Genomic DNA, 21418 nt, shown 5'->3' with positions numbered 1-21418 from the left:
TTTTTCCCCTTTCCTTGTCGCTTTGGAATCGTCACTTGGCCCGCCTGTAAAACGGAATCGGCACGATGTTCGCTTTCAGCCGCTTGCCGCGGATGTCCACCTCCACCTCCCGGCCGATGGCAGCCACATCCGCTTTCACCAAGGCCAAGCCGATGTTTTTCTTCAGCGTCGGCGACTGCGTGCCGGTCGTGACGAACCCGACCTCTTCGCCATCGGCAAATACAAGGTATCCGTGGCGCGGAATGCCTCTGTCGATCATTTCAATGCCGACGAGCCGGCGCGGCGGCCCTTCCTCTTTTTGCCGTTTCAATACAGCTTGGCCGATAAACGGCGTCTCTTTTTCCGTTTTGACGGCAAAACCAAGCCCGGCTTCAACTGGTGAAATCGAGTCGGACAGCTCTTGACCGTAAAGCGGCAGGCATGCTTCAAAGCGGAGCGTATCGCGCGCCCCCAGTCCGCATGGGAGAACGCTGTCACGAGCTCCGGCCGCTAGGATCGCCTCCCATAGCGCGGCGGCGTCTTCCGCTTTACAATATAGCTCAAACCCGTCTTCCCCCGTATAGCCGGTGCGCGAAACGAGCGCCTTCACGCCCGAGACTTCGACGCCGTCGGCGAATGAAAACGGGCGCAGCGCCGCCAAATCAAAATCCGTCAATCGCTGCAAGACGCGCTCCGCTGCCGGCCCTTGCAAGGCAAGCTGAGCCGTTTCGGACGATACATCTTGAAGCTCGACGTCGCCCTCAACATGCCCGCTTAGCCAAGCGAAGTCTTTTTCCGTATTCGCTGCGTTGACGACCAGCAAGTAGTCATTCTCTCCTTTTTGATAGATGAGCAAATCATCGACTGTGCCGCCGTCCTCATAGCACATGAGCGTATATTGCGCCCGGCCGGGCCGCAGTTTGGCGACGTCATTGGTCATGAGCTTTTGCAAAAACGCGAGGCTCCCACGGCCGCGGACGACAATTTCCCCCATATGGGAGACGTCAAACAGCCCGGCGCGCGTTCTTACAGCCTCATGTTCTTCCTTGATGCTGGAAAACTGCACCGGCATTTCCCAGCCGCCAAATTCAATCGTTTTGGCGCCGCAACGGGCGTACACCGAGAATAGGGGCGTGCGCTTTAGCATCTGATTCCCTCCTTTGATCCACGTCACACAAAAAAGGACAGACTTCCCCTATCAACAAGTAAGGGGGCTCTGTCCTGGCACCTGAAAGTTTCCCGCCGGCCCGTTTGGCGCGTCCGTTCGCGGTCCATGGGGCCGATCGGTTTCCTCTTGGGTGGCCTGCGTGAACGCAGGCGCTCTCCAGAGCTGCGTCAAGCAAGAGTCTTTTTGCCTGAGAGATTCGCGTTTCCGCTTGCTCCTTCGGCGCTACATTCCGTAGTCTCTCCCCTTGCCGTCATCCGCCCATCAATAAATTGTTTCCATATCGGGCATACTAACAAACACCCTGATCAACGAGTCATGAGAATGTTCTAAATTTATACTACCATCAATCACAGTCAAAGGGCAATAGGAAATAATCGAACTTTCATGGCAATTAGTCATAATAATGTTCTTTTTTTATTCAACATACCACATGCAATCTATATAAACATTCGCAACAAGGGAAGGGGATCGCCATGAACATTGACCTTGAAATGGATGAAACATGGAAGGAGGAATTTTTGGCACGCATCGAAAAAGACGGTCCGTGGGCGAGCTGGGAAATGTACGAACTGGCTCTTGAGGCCGCCCATCATTTAAGCGTCCCAGAATTTAATGGCTTGCAGGCGCCCAAACACCTGCCCCACTTGACGATCCTTCCGCACCAGCTTGAAGTGGCGCGCCGCGTCGTCGAGGAGATGAACGGCAAAGCCATTTTGGCGGATGAAGTCGGGCTTGGAAAAACGATCGAGGCCGGGCTCGTCTTAAAAGAATATATGATTCGCGGCCTTGTGAAAAAAGCGCTGATTCTCGTTCCCGCCTCCCTTGTTTCGCAATGGGTGAGAGAGTTGAACGAAAAATTTTTCATCCCGGCCGTCCAGCAGAAAAAGAGCTACGTCTGGGAGCAGTGCGATATCGTCGTTTCCTCGATCGACACGGCGAAAAAACCGCCGCACCGTGACATCATCTACGGGCAGTCGTACGACATGATCATCATCGACGAGGCGCACAAACTGAAAAATAACAAAACGAAAAACTACGAGTTTGTGCAAAATTTAAAAAAGAAGTTTTGTTTGCTCCTGACAGCGACGCCGATCCAAAACCGGATCGAAGAAATTTTCAACCTCGTCTCGCTGTTGAAACCCGGCCATTTAGGCAGCTCGGAACAGTTTGCCAAAACGTACGGAAAAACGCGGGCCGTACAGACGAACGACCATTTAAAAGCGCTCGTCAACAAAGTGATGATCCGCAACCGCCGCGCCGATACGCCGATCGAATGGGCGAAGCGCCACGTTGAACCGGTGCTGATCGAGTTTACGAATGAGGAGCGGGAACTGTATGAAGCGGTCAAGGCGCTCCGCCGCGAATCGTTCGCCGGCTCGTTTTCGCTCATCACACTTCTTCGTGAGGCGTGCAGCAGCCGCGAGGCGCTGTTTCTCACGATCAAAAACATGATCGATAAATGCAGCGGAGCGGTTCCGGAGCCGCTTGAACGCGTATTGGAAAAAATCAACGCCGTCACGACGAACTCAAAGGCGGAAAAAGCGCTCGAGCTTATCCGTTCCATTCATGACAAAGTCATTATTTTCACGGAATACCGGGCGACGCAGCTTTACTTGCAATGGTTTTTAAAGCAGCACGGCATCTCGTCCGTTCCGTTTCGCGGCGGCTTCCGGCGCGGCAAAAAAGACTGGATGCAGGAACTGTTTAAACACCACGCCCAAGTGTTCATCGCCACCGAGGCGGGCGGCGAGGGCATCAACTTGCAGTTTTGCCGCTATGTCATCAACTACGACTTGCCGTGGAACCCGATGCGCCTTGAGCAGCGAATCGGCCGCGTCCACCGGCTCGGGCAGACGGATGACGTCTACATTTATAACTTCGCTGTCAAACAGACGGTCGAAGAACATATTTTAACGCTTCTGTACGAAAAAATCCGCCTGTTCGAACGAGTCGTCGGCGAGCTGGACGACATTTTGGCGAAAATGAACCTCGCCAACCTGGAGCGCTACTTCGAAGACGCCTTCGTTCATTCACGAAGCGAAGGGGAGATGAAAATCAAAATGGAAAACATCGTCGCGATGATCGAGCTGGCGGAGCAGCTTGGAAAGGAAGGAGGAGAGCGGCATGCAGCAACATGAAATCCGCCGCTTTGTCGAACGCTATTTTGCGGCCAACGGCTGCACGTTTGTGGAAGCAAGCGACGACTACCTCACCGTGCAGCTGACGGCAGAAATGGACAAAGAACTGATGAATCGGCCGTTTTACTGGCATTATATTGAACGGACAGGCGGCGTGCCGCAGCCGATGCGACTGACGCTCATCACCCGCGCTAGCGAGCGGACGGACAAACTCAAAGGCGAGCGCCTCCATTTCGGCGCTCCCCGGCTGCACCAGCTGTTCCGCTCAGCGCAAAAACGCGGCAGCTTCATCCGCCTGTATGAGGAGCCAAGCGCGCCTTTGGAAGGCAACGCCGCCCTCCATCCATGGCTCGGCATGAACGTCACGATTTCGTACGAATGCGACCGAAAAAAAGATGAAATCGTCTCCCTTGGCCTTCATCTCATTAGCGGAACGATCGTCGAGTCGTTTCATGAGCGGATGCGCGAGCGACGGCTGACGCCGAAAATCCCTGATTACTGTTTCACCATCTCCCCGCTCATTAAACCGAGAAGCGGCATCGGCCGTCTCGAGCAATACATACGCAGCCGCATCGCCGCCGACAACCATGCGTGGGCGGATGAGGCGCGCCGACGCTGGGCCGACGATTTGGCGTTGCTTGATGAATTTTACAAAGACTGCGAAGAAAAGCCGGAGTGCTATTATATTGAGAAGGAAGCGTTGGAAAAGCAGTACAAGCCGCGCATCACCGTTTCCGTCATCAACGGCGGACTGTTTTATTTGCTGCCCCGCTCATCGTGAATCAACCCCGGGATGGGTCCATCCGGCTCACAGCGCTCAAACCGACGAACTCCCTTCCGTCGGCACGAAAACCGCCCGCCGGCCTAGGCCAGCGGGCGGCTGCTACGGGCGGCGCCGAAACAGCAAGCGAAGCGAAAGCGGCACCATGCCAAACAAGCGGTATGAAAGCGGAAGCTGCTCTTGTTTCCGCACCTGACGCCGCTGCCTCCGCTCCTCTTTCGGCAAGTCCATGTAGGCGACAAATTGTTGGGTGACAAACTTGACATAATCGTTGACCGCCATCAAATCCCCCCTTTTTTCTTTTAGTTTTTCCGCTTCTTTCCTCTTTTAACCGTTTTGCTCGCTCCATTCGACAATATGAAGCGCCGGAAGCGTGACAGTAAACATGACAGCGCGCCTCAGCCCAGAGGCTGAACGGATGGACAAAGAAACCCGAACGTGCGCTGCATCTTCCCGCACCCACCGGTAGACGGCCCTTCCGCGCGGATAGGTCCATTCCCCAGCCTCTCCCGCGGTCGACGGATCGGCTGATGCGATGCGTTCTTTTACGTCAAACACGGCCATCTGCACAAGCTCGTCCGCCTCGGCTGCCTGCCGGGCCGCATAAGCCGCCTGTCGTTCCGCTTCATAGAGGAGCAAGACATGCGTGACAGAAAAGACAAGCAACAAAGAAACGACAGCCACAATCGGAAAAATGACACCATCTTGTCGACCCATTTCCCCTTCCCTCGTTTTTCCAGTCTAAAAGGGGGAAGCGGCGGTCAAGGGGGTCTCACCGTACAAGCCGCCCGCTAAAACGCCCGCGCCACAAACGCCTCGCAAACGGTGCCGTCATCAGCCGTCACTTGCAAAAATATCCCGCGGGCGCCGGCGCGGTACGAAACAGCGCGCACATGACGGAGCGCCGTTTCATTGCCAGCGCCGTCCACCTGGCGGATCAGTTGGGCTCTTGACGCAACAACAGAAAAACTGACCGTCTCACCGCTCCATTTTTGCAAATAGAGGACATGGCCCCCAGTCGACCACTGCCTCGTTTCATTCAGCTCGATTTGCAGCTGTTGCAAAAACAGCCGCCATTCCAAGCGGGAAAACGCGTCCGTCGGCTCCGGAGCCAGCAAGCGGACGGACAACAACGCCGGAACGACCGCCGCCACCGCCATCGCAGCCGCCAGCGCCAACAGCGCTTCGATCATCGTAAACCCGTTTTCTTTTGCCGCTACCGCTTGCCATACCCGCACCGCTCCATCTCGCGGCCGACGTAATCGTTCCAACGCACGCATACTTTCCACATTCGTCCCCCTTCATCGCTCGCTTGCAGCCGAAATACTGTACGCCCGTCGGCGATCATGGTTTCTCCGGCAAGCGGCTCCTCATACAACGCGATGGCCAACAGCCGGCGCGCTTTCTCCTCGAGAATGAAGCTGTTGCGCTCATGCGCCATTTGCATCAACAGTGGAAGAAGAACGGCCGCTGTCGTCCATAGCAGCGCCAAAGCGAACAATGCTTCAACAAGCAAAAATCCGCCGCTACATTTTTTGCACATAAAATCGCCCTTTCCCCAGCAAAAAGATGACTTTATAAGTTATTTGGCCACCCCCTATCCAAATAGTTCCAGCCCGTTCAATGTTGCCGTTGTCAGTAAAGATGAGCGGATTGCGCAGCGTGCCGAGCCGAAACCGCCACGGAGAAGGGAGCGAACGAGCGACAATCTGCCGGCCGCTCGTTGCATCAATCGCCTTGTACCCAGCGCCGCCGTCTGTAAAAAAAACCGCTACATTCACCCGCCGGGCGATGGCATGCTGCTGCGCGCCATACAAATCCGCGCGCAGCACAGCCAGCATATACATCTCCTCTTGATGGCGCACAGCGCTGCCAAGCGTCGGAACAGCCAGCGCGGCAAGCACCAGCACCACCGAGAAAACGATCAGCATCTCAAGCAGCGTAAACCCGCCGTTACGAGCCACTTTCACTCACATCGCCGTTCGCGCTGATTTGGATGGCATGACCGTTCGGACATTTGTCCGACTTGATATAGCGGCCAGCGAGCAATTCCTGCACCGTCGGAATTTTGTTATGCTCCATCTCGTATGCCTTCACTTGCGCCTGCACGGTGTTCAGAAACGCTTCGCACCCTTTTTCGTTAATCATGCTGTTATGTTTCGCAATGTTCGGAATCGCAATGAGCAGCAGCACGGAAATGACCATCAGGACGATCAACATTTCAATGAGCGTAAACCCTTTTTGGTTCACAACTATTCCTCCTCGCTCGACAAATGTAGTTATCGCTTGTTTTACAAGCTGTTCAACATCGAAAACATTGGCAGCAAAATGGCCAAATACATGCCGACAATCAGCGCCCCGACAACCGACAGCAAAAGCGGCTGCACGAGCTTCAGCGCAGCCTCGGCCCGTTTTTCGATCATCTGCAGCAAAAACTCGCTGTAATGTTCAAGTTCTTTGCCAAGCTCGCCGTTCGACTGGCCGTGGCGGATGACAAGCGCCAGCTCTTGTTCGTAATAGCGGGCGGCGCCGATTAATCTGTCAAGCGCCATCCCTTTCATCAACCCGTGGCGAAGGCGCCGGCCTTCCATTTGCAAAAATGGCCAGGACGACGGCTCGCTGAACACGCCGAGCGCATCATAAACCGACAACCCGGCCTGCAGCAAGCGCCCGAGCTGTCGGGCAGTCAGGCAGGTGAGGAACAGTCTTAGAAACGAAGCAAGCCCTGGAATTCGCAAGGCGAATTGAAGTTTTCGGGAGACCGGCCAGCGGCGGAAATAAGCGGTGTAAAACAGCCCGGAGAACACCGCCAAGACGGCGATGGCCGCCATCGCCATAGGGGCATGGGCGACCACCGCAAGCAGCCAAGCGGTGTGCCCGCGTTGTGGAGAAAACGCCGCCGCCGCCCGTTCAAACTGCGGCAGCAGCCACCATTCCATCAAGACGAGCATGATGATGAGCAAAGAAAGAAGGAACAGCGGATAGCGGCTGAAGCGGTGAAGCTGCTCGTAGAAGCGCGCTTTTTGCGCCAGCGCTTCCCCTGTCTCTGCCATGCCGCGCGGTAAATCGCCATGCCGTTCGGCAAAAAAGAGAAGGTTAACCGCCATGCGGTCGACCGACAGCGCTTCGACAGCCGCAAACAGCGGCAGCCCGGCGCGCAGCTGCTGCAGACAGCGTTCCACTTCCATCCGGCGGTGTGTGGGAGCCTGAATGGCCAAAAACTCAAGCGCTTGCCCAAGGGGGTAACCGCGCTCGAGCAACCGGCCGAGCCGAGTGAAAAACAACGCCTGTTCAGCGAGCGGCCACATTTTGCGTTTCATCTTTCTCCCCCTCCGACGAGCTCAAGCATGCGAACGGGCAGGTAGCCGAGCGCAATCCCCTTGCGGATCAAGCGCGCCAGCGTCATATAAGAGCGCTTTGGCTTCCCTCTCCCATTGGAGAGGGAACGAATCACGTCCTCCAGTGCTGAACCGCAAAGCAACTCATAAACAGCCGTGCGCCGGCGTCGTCCAAGACGGCCGCACGATGGATGGCAATCGTCGCCGCACAGCGGGCAGCAAAGCTCGACAAGCCGCTGGGCAGAGACGGCAAGCAGCGTCTCGGCCAAATCGCCGAGCGGAATGCCGAATTCATGCAGCCGGTAGACGGCGCCGACTGCATCGGCGGCGTGCATCGTCGAGACGACCAAATGGACAGGTATTATAATAGGACAATAAAAAAGGCGGATCACTCCGCCTTCTTTTCTTCTTTTCTACGCTTCCCACATCTCTTCTAGCGCCTCCTCAAAGAATTCACACGCCGCCAGCACTCCTTCAATAAACGCCCGTTCCCGTTCCTCGTCAGTCTCGATCATCGCATATTGTAGTCGGTGATCCGCGACGGTTGCTTGCAGCAGGAACAGTTTCACCAAAATGTCAATCATGCTTTCTCCTCCTTCACGCTTTCAGTAAACATTCACAATGAACACCATATTCCTTCGTGATCGCTTCAATCTGTCGTTTCTTCATTTGGGATACAGTGTAGAACAGCAGAACAGGTTCGCCGAGTTGCTGCCGCTGGATAAACCGGAATAAGTAAGCATAGCGTTCGATTTTCCGTTTGTTCTCAACCATCTTTTGCGTGATGTCCACCTCTAAAAAGTACATTTGCCCGTGATAAGTGAAACGCGCATCGGACACAACGCTGTATTCCTTGCTGCCTTCTTTCCAGCGCGTCTTTGCTTCCGCTTTCCAATCGTTCGGATAGTGATAAAAAATATAGATGTCATTCCGCATGACGATGTGTTCCAGCGGACTGTTGCGGCGAATCGTCGCTTCTCCACCTATCAGCTCCGCACCGTGCTTGTTTAGGTAATACACGTCCTCGCCGATCCGTTTGGTGTGCGTGTAGTCTCGTATCCCGTGCAGGATGCGATTGGCGTTGCGCTTGCTTCCCAGTTCAAACATGTGCTGTATTTGTGAACGAGAGAGGGCTTGCAGGCTATTCAAAGTGTATAAAATCTTGAGTTGACGTTCGGTCAACTTCTCGGCGCTCCGGCTTTTCAACGCAGTACACCTCCAATCGCTTCATCATCTCATCATCGTCAATAAGGGGCGTTTGTACGATCATTTTCTCATGCGTCTTGACGATCGCCCGCCCTCTTATGTCGCTCGGCAATTCTTCAGCTCCGTGTTCATCAATCACTACAGACGAAGCGTAGCTGGTTGGTAACCGGAATGAAATCTTTAGGTCTGCGTTCTGTTTGATCTGCCTTGGTAGTGCATCAGCTGTTGGATATTGCGTACAGAACACTAATCGAAAGCCCAACGCTCCGCCGATCCGAGCAATTTCGGACAATACACTTTGACAATAGGAGAGCATATCGCGGGTTTCTTTTGGCATGAATCGTTCCGGCACTAGTTGAGCCGCTTCATCGACAAACAGAAATGTTCGTTTGGGATATGGGCTATTTACCACGTTAGCCCAGCCATTTCGCTTAAATTCGATCATTTTCTGCTCAAGCAATGTCTTAATACTCTCCAAGCATTGAAACGCCTCTGCGGGGCTGCTAGCCACGTTTATGACCTGTTTAATGTTTCGGTACTTTTCAAATTCCAAACCACCCTTCATATCGAGAATAAAAATTTCCACATCATCGGGATGGTGTTCGATGAGGTAAGTCATTGCCGACTTGATGAATACCGTTTTTCCGAAGCGTGTTGTTCCGCCGACGACACAATGCGGCGTCTTATCAAAGTTGTGAAAATGCCACCCTTTCTCATTGAACCCCAACGGGATCACCCATCCGCCTCTATCCGGCACGTCTTTATACATCACTTTTCCCGGCATCGCATGATGGAACACGTCAATATACAACCACTTTTTGAACGTCACTTCCACATATCGGTCGAGCGTTGCTTCCAGCACTTCCTTAACTGGTTCAAGCGCCTTTTTGGTCAATCCCAGCGGAACACGGTACACATATCGGGTGTACAAGTCTTTTGTCTCTTTTGCGACGAGCTTCGGATAGACGTGCTCACCGCAGACGGTTGTACCCACTTTTAAGTGTTTAAAGGCGGTTTCTATATCACGCTCATAATCTCCTTGCCTCCGTCGGCCGAATGCGACGGCCGCTGCCCCCACCGTGAGAGGGAGGAGAAAAAATTCAAGCATAAACATCACCCCTGGAGAGAAAGACTATCCCAAGCATCGGGTATATTCCCGATAGCTTGGGTATACAATAGAATACAGGAACACGAACCTGCTCACCCGTGTTCTGTGGGGGAATATGCGAGGGTAGACATCACAAGAACAACACGGACAACTTATGGATGAAGTAGAGCAAGCCCCCGCATATTCCCGCCTGCATACCCACGTTGACGATGAAACCAACCTTCTCCCTGTCCAACCAACCACGGTTTTCCGCGAAGGCAATTCCCACAAGAATCAATCCGCCTCCGACGACTTCTAACATACTTGTCACCCTCCTTTTCGGGTTGTGAAATAAGTTTTTTTCGCCAACCCTCCATTCCCGTTGCTATTCCCGCAATCGCGGTTTTTGCTTTTTTTCAGTGATATTTGCAGGAAAACGAGCAGGAAACGGAGTATGGTAAAAGGTATGAGAAAAGGCATGTCCTTTATATCTTGTCCGGTTAAAAAAGTTTTGTATTGGTTATCTTTTTCACGAGGGGATAAAAAATGGAGTTCAAATGCCGGTTGAAAGTGATATTTGCGGAACGGGGTATTAAACAAGGGGATTTCGCAAAGAGGATCGGGATCAGCCAGGCAGCGCTGAGTGCTATCGTGAATAACCGATCACTGCCCTCTTTTCAAGTGGCATACGCAATTTGCGAGGAGTTAAGGCTTCCGATCAATGAAATATGGATAAAAAAAGAGCCTACTCAAAGCGAGTAGGCTTCTTGTCTTCCCGATCTTTCTAATTACCTTCCTCAACTTCATGGAAAAACGGATATTTCTCACATGAGAAGGGCTTTTGCATTATTCTGCATCATACGGTCGATATTTTTTCCGCAATTCCTTTAATTCTTTCGCAAGTGTTTCAACATCATCTCGGAAAAACAATTTATCTTTTTGAAAGCTCTTGATTGGAACAATCCTTCCCGACTCGATCAATTTGCTAAGACGTTGATATGTCACGTTTAAAATCTCTAGTGTTTCAGCAACTCCGAGGACTTCACTTTTAATGAAGTCCTCGAGTTCTTTTCGTGATGCAAAGCGATATGACACGTTCACTTCCCCCTCATCTGTCGCGAAAATACGAGATAACATAAGTAATACCTGCAATCCCCCATACAACAATAACGATCAATAACACGATGTCCAATACGCTAAGATGCCTAAAGTCAGTGATCACGAAAAAACGTACGGCAACAAACGCCAATAAGATATTTGCAATCCAAGCTACTTTTGACATACATTTCGGGAGATGATAATATTTTTTATACAGAAGCCCTTCCCGAAGGTCGGGCTTCCGTTTCGGTCATTTGCGACGTTTCTTTTTGGAGCGTCGCTTTTTCTTTTGGTTTCGTCCTTCTAGGAAGGCGATAGTCGCTAGGACGAAACCGGCGATACTGCAAAGTTTCTCGATGATGTCCAGCCACCTCATCATCTCCCTGTCGTTCACCTCCTTTCTGATTGTATTATAACATATCTATTTAAATATTACAATAGATAAAATAAAAATTTTTCTATTTCAGTTATTTTTTATATCCCCGCCAAAACGGCGGGGATCAGTCTGTAATGAACGCCGGATACCCCTTTTGCTTCAATTCCTCGACCAATCGCTCGGCGTTTTTCCGGTCGGAAAAAGCCCCGACTTGTACGCGATACAGTTTTTTGTCAGACGTTTTTTGTTGTGGTTGCGGTTGTGGTTTTGCTTTTTTCTTGAGTCCGAATGCTTTTTCTAACCCCACCACATGTCCATATGCGATTTGTTGTAAGAATTGGTCCGATTTGAGCTTTGCCGCGTCGTTGGCGTTGTCGATGAACAGGTTCTCGGTCAAAATGGCCGGCATATTCGTCAAGCGAAGCACCGCATAGTTCGCTCGTTTTTTGCCGCGATCTTTGACGTTGCCGATTGCTTTCGTGATCTCCGAATGAATCACGTTTTGATATGCGATTGCCGCTTGACTGACGTTGCCGTTATAAATATACGACTCAAAGCCCGTGCCGCCGCCTGCGTTGATGTGAACGGAAATAAAATAATCGGCTTTCAATTTGTTCGCGATCTCCGCGCGTTCGGAAAGTTCAAGAAATCGGTCGTCTGTACGGGTGTAATGTACTTCTACACCTTCGTATTCGGCGAGTAAATTGCCGATCTTTTTAACGATGTCCAGCGTCAAGTCTTTTTCTCTCAACCCGTTTCCTACAGCTCCGCTATCTTTTCCACCATGTCCTGCGTCTAAAACGATACGTACCATTATTGATCCTCTCCTTTCTCGCTTTTTCCCTGCAATACCTCGACAGCTTGTTTGATTTGCTCCGGCACTGGCAACCCAATCCGACCAGCGTTTTCAATAATCGATAAAAGCTCATTGGCCAAATAAAAAAAGATCGTTGCGTCTCGGAACAATCCATTCGTTCCGACTGCACGATCAATTAAATGCCCGACTGCTACGAGTACGAAAATCATAATTTTTTTTGGAATACGCTTGAAGCCAACTGCACTCCTCAATGTTCCTTCTTTCGACGCTGCCAATACGCCCGTGACATAATCCATGACGACAAATGCCAGCAAAATACCGAGTAGTTCAGACCATCCCCCAAATAAATACCCGACAACAGCCCCAACCGCAGCCGCGCCGGTTTTATACATTACATCAAACCGTTCCATTCATTCCACCTCCGCGAGTGATGATAAGGAATATGAATTCCCCCCTTATAGACATAAGAAAAGGTCAGGTGATGTAACCCCCCTTCCCAATAAAAGTCACATTTACATCGTCGAATCCCAGCAAGACCTCTCCGCCCGATTGGAGCTTCTTCGATCACGGAAAGGCCACAGCGTCGTCGAGTTCATTTATGACGCGGCGAATATTGTTATTAAAAATACTCATCTACAGTAAACATTTTTTATCACCTCTAAATGATATAATTTTCCACGGAAAGGAGGTGAATTGCTTGAAACTTGAAAACGCGCGAGAGAAATTGTTTTTTCAAAACAAAGAAATAGACGGCCTTTTTAACTTCTTATCTACTGTCGAACTGTCAGGTGATGATAAAAAGGCTGTCCAAATGTCTATTATTTTGTTAATGAATCATCCTGACTTCAAAAACAAAAGAAAAAGAATACTCAACGTCATTTTTGCCGACAATGATTCGGTTAACCTGAGTTTTTCCGAAAACCAAATTGGTTCCCAAGCCAACTACGCGATGTTTCGCTATGAAAAATGGACACGGCTTAGCGAATTACAAAAAATTATTTGTCTTGTGGAAGAATATGTCCATCACTTTTGGGACACAGACGATGAAATTGAGGTAAGTAAAATCGTCTGTCAGATTGTTCCTGGCATCACTTTTGACCCTGAAAATGGAAATTACATTTTTCTAAATTCTTAATTTTTTCATACATCAAGCGAGTATCTGCTATTTCACCTGATGAATAAACTATACTCTTTACTTTCACCTCAGGAATACGCTCCTGAGGTTTTTTTGTTATATTCATTATCGCGTCAAATCGTTCCATACTATCCCACCTTTCTACTCTCTGATTGGCACAACTGCTTTCACACTTCTCGCATCAATAATGACATCCCCAATCGCGACGACATAATCCGGCGTATCGTGATTTTGAGCCGCTTTGATTTGCTCGTACACCGCTTTAGCGCTAAATTTTTCCACTTCCGTAATGTGTTCTTCTCCACTATGTTCTACAATCCTGATTTTCATGATCCATTCCCCTTTCTATTGTGATATAGATGTGATATAGAAAAAGCCCCGACTATTCTTTGTCAGGGCTTTCTTGTTTCAATTGTTCGAGTTCCTGTTTGACCTGTGCAAGTTCTTGTTGGTATTGCGTCACAAGCGCCGCATAGATCGCACGTTCACGGGACAACGCAGTGATTTGGGACAGCAACTCATTAATGACCAATTCCGGCTTCACTTCCATCACGCCTCACTCCCTTCATTCGCGACTAAATCGACATTAGCGTTCATTCTATTCCCCCTCCTGTGGTGTCGCTAAAATGTAATGGATTATCTTCATCAAAATCTTCATCATTAACAATTACGGGCTCGACAAAAAATCCGTCACTATCAATCTTTGATACTTGCTTAATCATTGTCACCACCTCATTACCTATTGAATGTTATTCCGTCTAAACTTACCCATCCGTTTGAAGCTGTTCCATAGTTCATTATCAGTACATTCCCCGATGTATCAATATCCACACGCCCAACGCCACCTGCAGTTAATACCGTGAATATTTTTCTAGCCGAAGGACGAAACTCTGCCGGTAGCACAAATGCAGCTGCCCCCATTGTCCCACCTTTAATTAGACCTTTGAGACGGATAAATCCGAGCGCGTCTTTATAGTAACTCGCGGTTTCATAACCACTACCATAGTTGACCCAACCATTTAACAATGTCGGGGCAATCCACCCACGGTCAGGAGTATAGATATAACTAGAACCATACACATTGATACCTTCAAAAGCGTCAACAGTTCCACTTGATATAACATAGGCACATGAGACAGTTCCTTTCGTTTGAAGATTACCGGAGTTTAATTCTAAAGCTGTTACGTTTAAATTCACACAACCTAATGAAGAAGGAACTCCGTCTACTTCCCTGTTAATAAATAGGGTTCCTCTAGCATAAATACCGTCATTATATCCCTTGATGACAGCGTAAGTTGTACCGTTCATGAAGTTCATTCTTAATTTTATTTGGTGTGGTTCGGTGTTTTGTGAATCAACGACCAATGTTGTCGCTTTAATGCTTCCAGAAAATGTACCTGTAACAGAGTCTAATGTAACAGCTTTTAATGTCCCTGCTGTAACTGTTCCTAAATTAGCAGATATTGCAGATAAATCTGTTACATTGAGTTTATCAGCTGTAATAGAGTTTGCTGTAATTTTTGAACCGTGTAAGCTAGCGATTTTCGCATCGTCTACTGCAAGATTTGCAATCTTCGCGTTGGTGATAGCACCATCTTGGATTTGTGCCGTGCCTACTGCTAATTTAGCGATCTTGGCATTTGTGATGGCACCATCCTGAATTGCCGCCGTGCCAATCGCCGCGTCAGCGATTTTTGCGCTTGTAATTGCGCCGTCTGCGATGATTGCAGAGCCCGCAGTAATAGCTCCGGCGGCAATTTTTGATGCTGTGATGGCTCCATCGACGATTAGTTCAGTGTTAGCCTTGCGAAGTACAGTAATCTTCGTCATATACCAGTTGCCGAAGTTGGAAGTAGCGTCGATTTGTGTCCATACTCTTGCCTTCGTAAATCCAGATGGTACTGTTACCTCGCCACTAATTTTTGTCCATGAGCCAACAGGCGCTGTTTGAAAACCTCGTACCCATGTATTCGTGCCATCCTCTTTTTGGAAATTCAACCCCACGCCGAATTGATATGTGCTGTCTGGCGTTGCCACCCATGCTTCGATATAGAATTTATCGCCCTCGCGTACCGGGAAAAACTTGCCGCAATAGCCATCTCGGCTAGATTGTTTACCGACATATGTTGTTGGCGCTCCTGTTGGTACACCAGCCGCGCTATTATGCACAGCAACCACGCCATACCATTCTTGGTTGCTACCGCCATCGAATACAGGGTTCACGCAAAAATTAGTAAGGTCAGCTACTACCAGTTTATCGACTGTAATGCTACTAGCGCCGATACGATCGGCATTAAGCGTACCTGTCGTGATCTTGCCAGCATCGATGTTTGCGATCTTGGCATTATCAATTGCCGCATTGGCGATTTTGGCGTTTGTAATAGAGCCATCGGCGATGTGAGCCGTGCCAATTGCCGCAGTAGCGATTTTGGCACTTGTAATTGCGCCGTCTGCGATGATTGCCGATCCGGCTGTAATCGTATTAGCGGCGATATTGTTTGCTGTAATGGTGTTAGACGCTATTTTATCGCCAGTGATTGTGCCTGCGACGATTTTGTCGGCTGTAATAGCATTAGCAGCTATGACGCGATTATCAACAGCACCGCTCGAAATTTTTGAATTTGTGATAGCCCCATCCGTAATACCTGCCGAATACACTCCGTTATGGTCATAAAGTACAGTTGTTCCGTCCGCACTTCTCACCTTTAAACCATATGCCGTCCCATCGCCGTTTACATCGCCTAACGCTACACGTTCTACAGGTTTCGGTTGGTTATCAAACACTTGCAGTCTGTTTCCCGCTATCTTCAACTTTCCGTTCGTTCCTTGAACAGTTACCTGTCCGGTATCAATTGTTCCTGCTGTAATTTTGTTCGCGGTCAACGAAACAATTTTAGCGTCCGTAATGCTACCGTCCGCAATTTGTGCTGTCTGAACCGCACCTGTACCGATTAACGCTGTCGTGATTGCTCCTGCTTTTATGTTCGCTGTATCAATCGTCGCACTTGCGATATTTGCTCCTGTAATCGTTGCGCTTGCAATTTTAGCACCGGTGATGGTCGCGTTAGCAATGTCGGCGTTCGTGATTGAACCGTCTTGAATTTTTGCCGATGTAATAGAAGCGTCTGCAATTTTAGCGTTATCGACAGCCAAATTGGCGATTTTCGCATTGGTAATACTTGCGTCCGCAATTTTTGCTGTTGTTACCGATAGGTCGTCAATCAAAGCCGTACCGACAATTCTCCGCACTTTGACGTTTGTAAAGAACCAATCTCCGAAATTTGAAAAAGCGTTTATCTGCGTCCACACTCTCGCGTAAACAGCGTTTGAAGGAACAATGACAGTTCCGGTTGCTGTCGTCCAAGTGCTAGATGGTGATAAATAGTTTGTACCTAGCCAAATGAATTCTTTTTTGTTTTTATCATAGAAAGCAAGTCCCGCTTTAAACTGATTCGTACTGTTTAACGTTGCGGCAGTTACCTCACAATAAAATTTATCCCCGGGGCTAACAGGAAAATAGTCGCTTCCATACCCATCACGCGCACTCTGTTTTCCAACATAAACGGTAGGTGCGTCTGTAGGAACACTTGGGTCAGACGAGATTAACACAGAAATACCCGTCCAATCTTTTGTTGTTCCGTCCTCAAAGACAGGGTTCGTACACAGGTTGGTAAAATCACCAACAACCAATTTATCGGTTGTAATTGAACCTGCAGCTATACGGTTCGCGTCTAATGTTCCGGTTGTTATTTTTCCGGCGTCTACATTGGCGATTTTCGCATTATCCACAGCTAGGTTAGCGATTTTCGTATTGGTTATTGCTGCATCTTGTATCTTAGCTGTAGTAATCGAAGCATCGGCAATCTGCGCCGTTCCTATCGTTGCATTGGCAATTTTGGCATTAGTAATCGCTCCGTCTTGTATTTTGGCATTAGTAACGGAGGCATCTGCAATATTCGCTGTTTGAATCGCCGCATTCGCGATGAGAGCGTTGGTAATCGCTCCTGTTTGGATTTTCGCTGTGCCGATTGCGGCATTCGCGATTTTCGCGTTGTCGATGCTTGCGTTCGCCACCTTCGTGTTTGTGATAGCCGCATCCGCAATCTTTGCAGTCGTCACAGCCAAGTCATCAATCATCGCGGTTGTTACACGCAAGTTGTCAATCCGAGCATTCGTCGCGTTTAAGCTGTTCACCATTGCGTCATTGATAATTGCTTGTTCATATACTACGCGATCGACTTTCTGCGCCAACGAGCCACTGCTGCTAAACTGGTTGCTGTTCTGCGTTTCACCGACCGACTCAATCTCGCCGATTAAACCTCCACTATATGTCAATCGATGTGACATAATCGGGATGCTATAGGTCTGATTGTCAATTGTCGTAAAGGTAATGATGTCGCCGCATTCCAACGCGGGGTTGCCGTTGGATTTCACGTATAGCGGCATGTATTGAAACCCATTCAGTTTATTATAGATGTCCGTTAGGATGGCGTCTGTTACGAACGGGTTTTCAAATGTCACTTCACTGCCGCCTGCCGAGAGCGTTCCTTTGCTGAGTGTACTATCACCAACTTGGCACGTTACTTTATCAATTCTATACACGCTATCTTTTTTCTTGGCGTATTCGATATATTGGTCGGCCGTGACGGATTCTGTTATCGTTGTGTATGACTTGATTGTCAGCTTGCCGGTTCGGTCGAACTTCGCGAACCCGCCGCACATCGATGCGATGAGAGCCACCATCTCACGTAACGTATATCCTTCCGGTTTTGTCGTGATCGAGTAGTTAGGAAGCGTCCCGGAAAACTGCACGCCGGTCTGTGCGCATATCTCATTGATCACAGCTGCGATCGTAGCTGGATAGGTGAGACTGCTGAAATATCCCTTTTCAAGCTTAATCATCCCGTCGTAGCAAGTGAGTTTCGTGACATCTTTTTTTCTGTCTACATTATCCACGTAAAAAACGCCAAGCGGGACATATTCTAATGTCCCACTCACACTCACTCCGATGTATGGTGTGACTGTCGCTGTTTCAAACGCCTCATTCACGCCGGTTACAGTCAACTCCAAAACAGCAGAAGACACGTCCCCAACACTGAATGTCTCTGACGAATTGGACGTGTCTTCATATACCATTTCCACGATATTGTCATCGTAGTACGTATTGCTATTGATAACTACTTTAGCCCCTAAAACCCTAGAATGCTGTTTAACTGCTGTTTTAAAACCGCTTGATGCATTATACATTCCAATCACCTACTTCTCGATGAAGTTCATCGACAACCCTTCCCATAGGATATTCCCATTTACATTGCGATACATCGGCGCGGAACGGTCGCCGACATAAAATGTCTTGGTGATGGTCGCCCCTGCCATCGGGTCTGGGTATTCTAGCTGAAAGTATACGTCCTGCACAGCTTGAAGGATAGTCGATATTTCCGACATAGTCAGCGCTGGCCACTCACACTCAATTTTCCGCTTCACGGCAATCCGGTCGCGGATGAGTTCGCCTTTCGCGTTTCGCGTCGCCTCCCCATCCAAGTCCATGATGTCCACCTTAAATGAAGATGGCGCTTTAATGCTGACCCCATTGATTTTAAGCATAGCCTCACCCCTTTACACAGTGATAAGTGTTTTCCCGGATTGACGTTGCACTTTATTGATGCCGTTTATGATCTCTTTAAAAATTCTTGTTGAACCAAGATTAATTGTCAGTTCGATCGGTTGGTTAGCTCCCATTCCACCTAGTGAAGCGAGAGCATCAGAAATCGCTCGATATGCTTGTTCGTAGATTTTCCCTTCCGGCGCGATGATTTCCCCTTGTGTCCGGTTGTCGCCGACAATCGCCAGCATCGGATTGTTGGCAGCTACATAACCGCCTTGTGCAAGCTTCGGGATTTTCGGGATGTCGGGAATTTTTTTGCCGATGATCGGAATTCGGTCTTTGAATTTATTAAAGCTATCGATCGTGTTGTTAAATAGGCTGATAAACTGGTTTAGGACGGCTTTCAGACCGTCGCCGATTCCCTTTTTGAATGCGTCTTTGATTTTAGATAGCGCTTGTGCGATTTTATCTGCCACATTGTTTTTAAACCAAGTATAAGCACCGCCGAATTTCTCTTTGATCGCGTTCCACACATTCAACGCGGCATTGCCGATTGCTGATTTCCAATTGTTGAGCGCCTCCATTGGCTTTTTCGCAACGTTGTCGCGAAACCACTCATAAGCGCCTCTAAATTTTTCCTTGATCGCATTCCACACATTCAATGCCGAATTGGCGATGGATGTCTTCCAGTTATTGAATGCTTCCATCGGCTTTTTGGCCACGTTATCTCTGAACCAATCATAGGCGTTGCTGAATTTTTCCTTTATCGCATTCCACACATTCAATGCCGTGTTGGCGATCGAGCTTTTCCAATTGTTAAATGCCTCCATCGGTTTTTTCGCGACATTTTCAACGAACCATGTATAAACATCTTTGAATTTGTCCTTAATGGCATTCCATACATTTTCTGCCGATTTCGCGATAGACGCCTTCCAATTGTTGAGCGCCTCCATTGGCTTTTTCGCAACATTGTCAACAAACCATGTATAGGCGTTTTTGAACTTGTCTTTTATTGCGCTCCATACGTTTTCCGCTTTTTGTGCTACAGAGCTCTTAACATCGCTGAATGCATTTACAATCTTTTTGGTCACATTTTCCGTGAACCAACGAGAAGCACTGGAAAATGGCTTTTGGATGCCTTCGGCCATCTTTTCTCCGGTGTCCTTAAAGAACTTCGATAGGCTTGAGAAAGGCTTTTTAATGACGTTTTTAACAAGAGCTAGAACACCCTTCTTGATGCCACCCAACAGAGTTAAATTGAAGAAGTTCCAAACGGCTTTAAACGCACCGATCACCATGTCTTTTAATCCGTCAAAAGCCGTTTTCCAGTCGCCGGTGAACACCCCGGCGATAAACTTAATCAGTCCTTCAAAAAACTGTATCACACCATCAATCAGACCCTTAATTGAATCCCATATAAATCCGACCAACCATGACACAATCGGCTTGAGGAAAGACCAAATATTTTTCAGTGCCTGGACAAATTGTCCTCCGTATTTCTTCCAAAACTGAATTAACTCTTGTACTTTCCCTTTGAAGTACCGAGACACTTCTTCCCATGCTTTTTTAAACGCTTCGGCGATGGGACGGAAAAATTTTTTAACTTTATTCGCAAACTCTTGCACTTTCTTACTGACTTTCCCAAGTGCTGTTTCGCTCTGACCTGCATCAAAAATAGGGGTCGATACCGGCGCACCTACTCCGCCACCTACCCCTCCGCCGGCGCCGCCACTGCCTCCCGATCCGACTGAACCTCCAGTTCCGGCGTCCGATGAACTTGTTTTGATGTTATTAATCTCGTCAAAACCAGCCAACGAGCCTTGTGCTTTTTTACGGGCTTTAGCTGCTTTCTCTGTACTCTTTGCTACCCGATCATTCGCTTTAGAAAGGCCGGATAAAGCATTCCCCAACCCAGCGACAGCTGTTGTTTGTTTATTCGTCGCTGCTGTCTGCTGCTGAAATACTTTGATCTGATTAGACTGTTGTTTAGTGTCCGACGAAAAACCAAAGAGCGCTCGCGTGAAGGCAGCGACATATCGAAATGCCGCTTCGATCTTTCGCATAAACGCAGTCAGAACAGGAAGAACAACGTTTAAAATTGGGAGGAAAGCTTGTCCCAAGGCCAACTTCACATCGTTCAAAGATGCAGTGAACACAGCCATTTTCATTGCTGTGTTGTTCTGCAACGTGTTTCCAAGGTTCGTGCTCACCGATTCGAGGATATGGTGATACAAAATGGCTTTCTGCATGTTCGTGCTCAGCTGTTCCCACGGCACGCCATTGGCCATCGTTTTGTACGCATTCGACGCCTGAATCGCCGCCACACGGACATTGACTCCGAGTTCGTCTGCGCCGTCTGCCTCTTGGTTCATCGCAGACCGGATACGATCAGCTACTTCAGTCATGCTCATTCCACGTTTGTTGGCGATGATGGCCGCCGCTTCCATCATTTTTGTGGTTTTTTCCATCAAATCTTGTTGGCTTGTGGCAATCTGTTTAACGTTCAGCGATAACGTATTCGCCAGCTCGGCGGATTGGAGTTTCGAGAACCCAAGCGATGCCCCGACGGTGTTTTGCCATTTAATAAAATCTTTCATGCTGTCGCCAAGCGTTTCACTCAACGTGCCCATCAGCGCCTCGAACTTGGCCGCATCCTTAATTGCTGGGGATAACATAAATCCGGCTCCGAT

General features: G+C 48.9%; 26 protein-coding genes and 1 riboswitch. Of the genes, 4 read left to right on the top strand and 22 right to left on the bottom strand.

Annotation, left to right across the window (positions count from 1 at the left end; all coding sequences use genetic code 11):
- Positions 1–31: 31 nt before the first annotated feature.
- Positions 32–1126 carry a glycine cleavage system aminomethyltransferase GcvT gene (gcvT, locus tag CD000_RS03550; RefSeq protein ID WP_011231907.1) on the bottom strand — a complete coding sequence of 365 codons (1095 nt, stop codon included), beginning with the start codon at positions 1124–1126 and terminating at the stop codon, positions 32–34.
- Between the two features lie 186 nt (positions 1127–1312).
- A riboswitch (glycine riboswitch) is annotated at positions 1313–1401 on the bottom strand.
- A 219-nt stretch (positions 1402–1620) separates the two neighbouring features.
- On the opposite strand from gcvT, the gene CD000_RS03545 reads away from it, so the two are divergent.
- Both CD000_RS03545 and CD000_RS03540 read left to right on the top strand, forming a co-directional pair.
- Positions 1621–3285, top strand: a complete 1665-nt coding sequence (locus CD000_RS03545; RefSeq protein ID WP_014196337.1) for a DEAD/DEAH box helicase — start codon at positions 1621–1623, stop codon at positions 3283–3285.
- The gene (locus tag CD000_RS03540) at positions 3272–4066 is read left to right on the top strand and encodes a YqhG family protein (RefSeq protein WP_096224913.1); all 795 of its coding nucleotides are present in this window, start codon (positions 3272–3274) and stop codon (positions 4064–4066) included. Before CD000_RS03545 ends, CD000_RS03540 begins: the two co-directional genes overlap by 14 nt.
- A 102-nt stretch (positions 4067–4168) precedes the next feature.
- On the opposite strand, the gene CD000_RS03535 is transcribed toward CD000_RS03540, so the two are convergent.
- The 12 genes from CD000_RS03535 to CD000_RS18665 all read right to left on the bottom strand — a co-directional run bounded on the left by CD000_RS03535 (position 4169) and on the right by CD000_RS18665 (position 10019).
- Complete coding sequence (locus tag CD000_RS03535) at positions 4169–4348, bottom strand: YqzE family protein (RefSeq protein ID WP_011231910.1); 180 nt, start codon at positions 4346–4348, stop codon at positions 4169–4171.
- A 45-nt stretch (positions 4349–4393) separates the two neighbouring features.
- Positions 4394–4783 (bottom strand): competence type IV pilus minor pilin ComGG, encoded by a 390-nt coding sequence (comGG, locus tag CD000_RS03530; protein ID WP_011231911.1) that lies wholly within the window; start codon positions 4781–4783, stop codon positions 4394–4396.
- A gap of 74 nt (positions 4784–4857) precedes the next feature.
- A complete protein-coding gene (gene comGF, locus CD000_RS03525) occupies positions 4858–5304 on the bottom strand; it encodes a competence type IV pilus minor pilin ComGF (RefSeq protein WP_069304413.1) in 447 nt (148 codons plus the stop codon).
- On the bottom strand, positions 5283–5609 hold the full coding sequence (locus CD000_RS03520; RefSeq protein ID WP_011231913.1) for a type II secretion system protein: 327 nt from the start codon (positions 5607–5609) through the stop codon (positions 5283–5285). The genes comGF and CD000_RS03520 overlap by 22 nt, the downstream gene beginning before the upstream one ends.
- The gene (comGD, locus tag CD000_RS03515) at positions 5593–6030 is read right to left on the bottom strand and encodes a competence type IV pilus minor pilin ComGD (protein WP_096224912.1); all 438 of its coding nucleotides are present in this window, start codon (positions 6028–6030) and stop codon (positions 5593–5595) included. The genes CD000_RS03520 and comGD overlap by 17 nt, the downstream gene beginning before the upstream one ends.
- Entirely contained in the window at positions 6020–6316 is a 297-nt protein-coding gene (gene comGC / locus CD000_RS03510) for a competence type IV pilus major pilin ComGC (RefSeq protein ID WP_080706542.1), read from the bottom strand. Before comGC ends, comGD begins: the two co-directional genes overlap by 11 nt.
- A 41-nt stretch (positions 6317–6357) precedes the next feature.
- Complete coding sequence (gene comGB, locus CD000_RS03505; protein ID WP_033016395.1) at positions 6358–7386, bottom strand: competence type IV pilus assembly protein ComGB; 1029 nt, start codon at positions 7384–7386, stop codon at positions 6358–6360.
- Complete coding sequence (locus CD000_RS03500) at positions 7383–7796, bottom strand: ATPase, T2SS/T4P/T4SS family (RefSeq protein WP_233130390.1); 414 nt, start codon at positions 7794–7796, stop codon at positions 7383–7385. Before CD000_RS03500 ends, comGB begins: the two co-directional genes overlap by 4 nt.
- A 21-nt stretch (positions 7797–7817) precedes the next feature.
- Positions 7818–7988 carry a hypothetical protein gene (locus CD000_RS18670; protein WP_198962481.1) on the bottom strand — a complete coding sequence of 57 codons (171 nt, stop codon included), beginning with the start codon at positions 7986–7988 and terminating at the stop codon, positions 7818–7820.
- A gap of 13 nt (positions 7989–8001) precedes the next feature.
- Positions 8002–8610, bottom strand: coding sequence for a replication-relaxation family protein (locus tag CD000_RS03495; RefSeq protein WP_096224911.1), 609 nt, complete (start codon positions 8608–8610; stop codon positions 8002–8004).
- Complete coding sequence (locus CD000_RS03490; RefSeq protein WP_096224910.1) at positions 8546–9718, bottom strand: FtsK/SpoIIIE domain-containing protein; 1173 nt, start codon at positions 9716–9718, stop codon at positions 8546–8548. The genes CD000_RS03495 and CD000_RS03490 overlap by 65 nt, the downstream gene beginning before the upstream one ends.
- A 130-nt stretch (positions 9719–9848) precedes the next feature.
- Positions 9849–10019, bottom strand: a complete 171-nt coding sequence (locus tag CD000_RS18665; protein WP_198962480.1) for a hypothetical protein — start codon at positions 10017–10019, stop codon at positions 9849–9851.
- Between the two features lie 224 nt (positions 10020–10243).
- Between CD000_RS18665 and CD000_RS03485 the strand changes: the two genes are divergently transcribed.
- Positions 10244–10459, top strand: coding sequence for a helix-turn-helix transcriptional regulator (locus CD000_RS03485; RefSeq protein ID WP_096224909.1), 216 nt, complete (start codon positions 10244–10246; stop codon positions 10457–10459).
- Positions 10460–10543: 84 nt separating this feature from the next.
- Here CD000_RS03485 and CD000_RS03480 read toward each other — a convergent pair whose 3' ends face one another.
- The 3 genes from CD000_RS03480 to CD000_RS03470 all read right to left on the bottom strand — a co-directional run bounded on the left by CD000_RS03480 (position 10544) and on the right by CD000_RS03470 (position 12398).
- Entirely contained in the window at positions 10544–10792 is a 249-nt protein-coding gene (locus CD000_RS03480; protein WP_233130389.1) for a DNA-binding protein, read from the bottom strand.
- Positions 10793–11295: 503 nt separating this feature from the next.
- On the bottom strand, positions 11296–11985 hold the full coding sequence (locus tag CD000_RS03475; RefSeq protein ID WP_096224907.1) for an N-acetylmuramoyl-L-alanine amidase: 690 nt from the start codon (positions 11983–11985) through the stop codon (positions 11296–11298).
- Positions 11985–12398, bottom strand: a complete 414-nt coding sequence (locus CD000_RS03470) for a phage holin family protein (RefSeq protein WP_096224906.1) — start codon at positions 12396–12398, stop codon at positions 11985–11987. The genes CD000_RS03475 and CD000_RS03470 overlap by 1 nt, the downstream gene beginning before the upstream one ends.
- A 287-nt stretch (positions 12399–12685) precedes the next feature.
- On the opposite strand from CD000_RS03470, the gene CD000_RS03465 reads away from it, so the two are divergent.
- Entirely contained in the window at positions 12686–13123 is a 438-nt protein-coding gene (locus CD000_RS03465; RefSeq protein WP_096224905.1) for a hypothetical protein, read from the top strand.
- A gap of 141 nt (positions 13124–13264) precedes the next feature.
- On the opposite strand, the gene CD000_RS03460 is transcribed toward CD000_RS03465, so the two are convergent.
- The 6 genes from CD000_RS03460 to CD000_RS03445 all read right to left on the bottom strand — a co-directional run.
- Positions 13265–13453 carry a hypothetical protein gene (locus CD000_RS03460; protein ID WP_096224904.1) on the bottom strand — a complete coding sequence of 63 codons (189 nt, stop codon included), beginning with the start codon at positions 13451–13453 and terminating at the stop codon, positions 13265–13267.
- Positions 13454–13505: 52 nt separating this feature from the next.
- Entirely contained in the window at positions 13506–13673 is a 168-nt protein-coding gene (locus tag CD000_RS18420; RefSeq protein ID WP_158225540.1) for a hypothetical protein, read from the bottom strand.
- 43 nt (positions 13674–13716) lie between these two features.
- Complete coding sequence (locus CD000_RS19345) at positions 13717–13845, bottom strand: hypothetical protein (protein WP_255404827.1); 129 nt, start codon at positions 13843–13845, stop codon at positions 13717–13719.
- A 13-nt stretch (positions 13846–13858) separates the two neighbouring features.
- Positions 13859–18370 (bottom strand): beta strand repeat-containing protein, encoded by a 4512-nt coding sequence (locus tag CD000_RS03455; RefSeq protein ID WP_096224903.1) that lies wholly within the window; start codon positions 18368–18370, stop codon positions 13859–13861.
- Positions 18371–18379: 9 nt separating this feature from the next.
- A complete protein-coding gene (locus CD000_RS03450; RefSeq protein ID WP_096224902.1) occupies positions 18380–18727 on the bottom strand; it encodes a DUF6711 family protein in 348 nt (115 codons plus the stop codon).
- Between the two features lie 12 nt (positions 18728–18739).
- The coding region (locus tag CD000_RS03445; RefSeq protein WP_158225539.1) for a phage tail protein at positions 18740–21418 on the bottom strand (2679 nt) is incomplete at its 5' end.

It is taken from the genome of Geobacillus sp. FJAT-46040 (assembly GCF_002335725.1).
In the GTDB taxonomy this organism is placed as follows: Bacteria; Bacillota; Bacilli; order Bacillales; family Anoxybacillaceae; genus Geobacillus; species Geobacillus thermoleovorans.
Note: the sequence above shows the minus strand (reverse complement) of the source record. Positions and strands in the feature narration are given on the sequence as shown.

Bases quoted from the DNA above. Each gene is read 5' to 3' on its own strand.
- gcvT (WP_011231907.1), bottom strand. From the start codon at position 1,126: ATGCTAAAGCGCACGCCCCTATTCTCGGTGTACGCCCGTTGCGGCGCC.
- CD000_RS03545 (WP_014196337.1), top strand. From the start codon at position 1,621: ATGAACATTGACCTTGAAATGGATGAAACATGGAAGGAGGAATTTTTG.
- CD000_RS03540 (WP_096224913.1), top strand. From the start codon at position 3,272: ATGCAGCAACATGAAATCCGCCGCTTTGTCGAACGCTATTTTGCGGCC.
- CD000_RS03535 (WP_011231910.1), bottom strand. From the start codon at position 4,348: ATGGCGGTCAACGATTATGTCAAGTTTGTCACCCAACAATTTGTCGCC.
- comGG (WP_011231911.1), bottom strand. From the start codon at position 4,783: ATGGGTCGACAAGATGGTGTCATTTTTCCGATTGTGGCTGTCGTTTCT.
- CD000_RS03520 (WP_011231913.1), bottom strand. From the start codon at position 5,609: ATGTGCAAAAAATGTAGCGGCGGATTTTTGCTTGTTGAAGCATTGTTC.
- comGB (WP_033016395.1), bottom strand. From the start codon at position 7,386: ATGAAACGCAAAATGTGGCCGCTCGCTGAACAGGCGTTGTTTTTCACT.
- CD000_RS18670 (WP_198962481.1), bottom strand. From the start codon at position 7,988: ATGATTGACATTTTGGTGAAACTGTTCCTGCTGCAAGCAACCGTCGCG.
- CD000_RS03490 (WP_096224910.1), bottom strand. From the start codon at position 9,718: ATGCTTGAATTTTTTCTCCTCCCTCTCACGGTGGGGGCAGCGGCCGTC.
- CD000_RS18665 (WP_198962480.1), bottom strand. From the start codon at position 10,019: ATGTTAGAAGTCGTCGGAGGCGGATTGATTCTTGTGGGAATTGCCTTC.
- CD000_RS03485 (WP_096224909.1), top strand. From the start codon at position 10,244: ATGGAGTTCAAATGCCGGTTGAAAGTGATATTTGCGGAACGGGGTATT.
- CD000_RS03475 (WP_096224907.1), bottom strand. From the start codon at position 11,985: ATGGTACGTATCGTTTTAGACGCAGGACATGGTGGAAAAGATAGCGGA.
- CD000_RS03470 (WP_096224906.1), bottom strand. From the start codon at position 12,398: ATGGAACGGTTTGATGTAATGTATAAAACCGGCGCGGCTGCGGTTGGG.
- CD000_RS03460 (WP_096224904.1), bottom strand. From the start codon at position 13,453: ATGAAAATCAGGATTGTAGAACATAGTGGAGAAGAACACATTACGGAA.
- CD000_RS18420 (WP_158225540.1), bottom strand. From the start codon at position 13,673: ATGGAAGTGAAGCCGGAATTGGTCATTAATGAGTTGCTGTCCCAAATC.
- CD000_RS19345 (WP_255404827.1), bottom strand. From the start codon at position 13,845: ATGATTAAGCAAGTATCAAAGATTGATAGTGACGGATTTTTTGTCGAG.
- CD000_RS03455 (WP_096224903.1), bottom strand. From the start codon at position 18,370: ATGTATAATGCATCAAGCGGTTTTAAAACAGCAGTTAAACAGCATTCT.
- CD000_RS03450 (WP_096224902.1), bottom strand. From the start codon at position 18,727: ATGCTTAAAATCAATGGGGTCAGCATTAAAGCGCCATCTTCATTTAAG.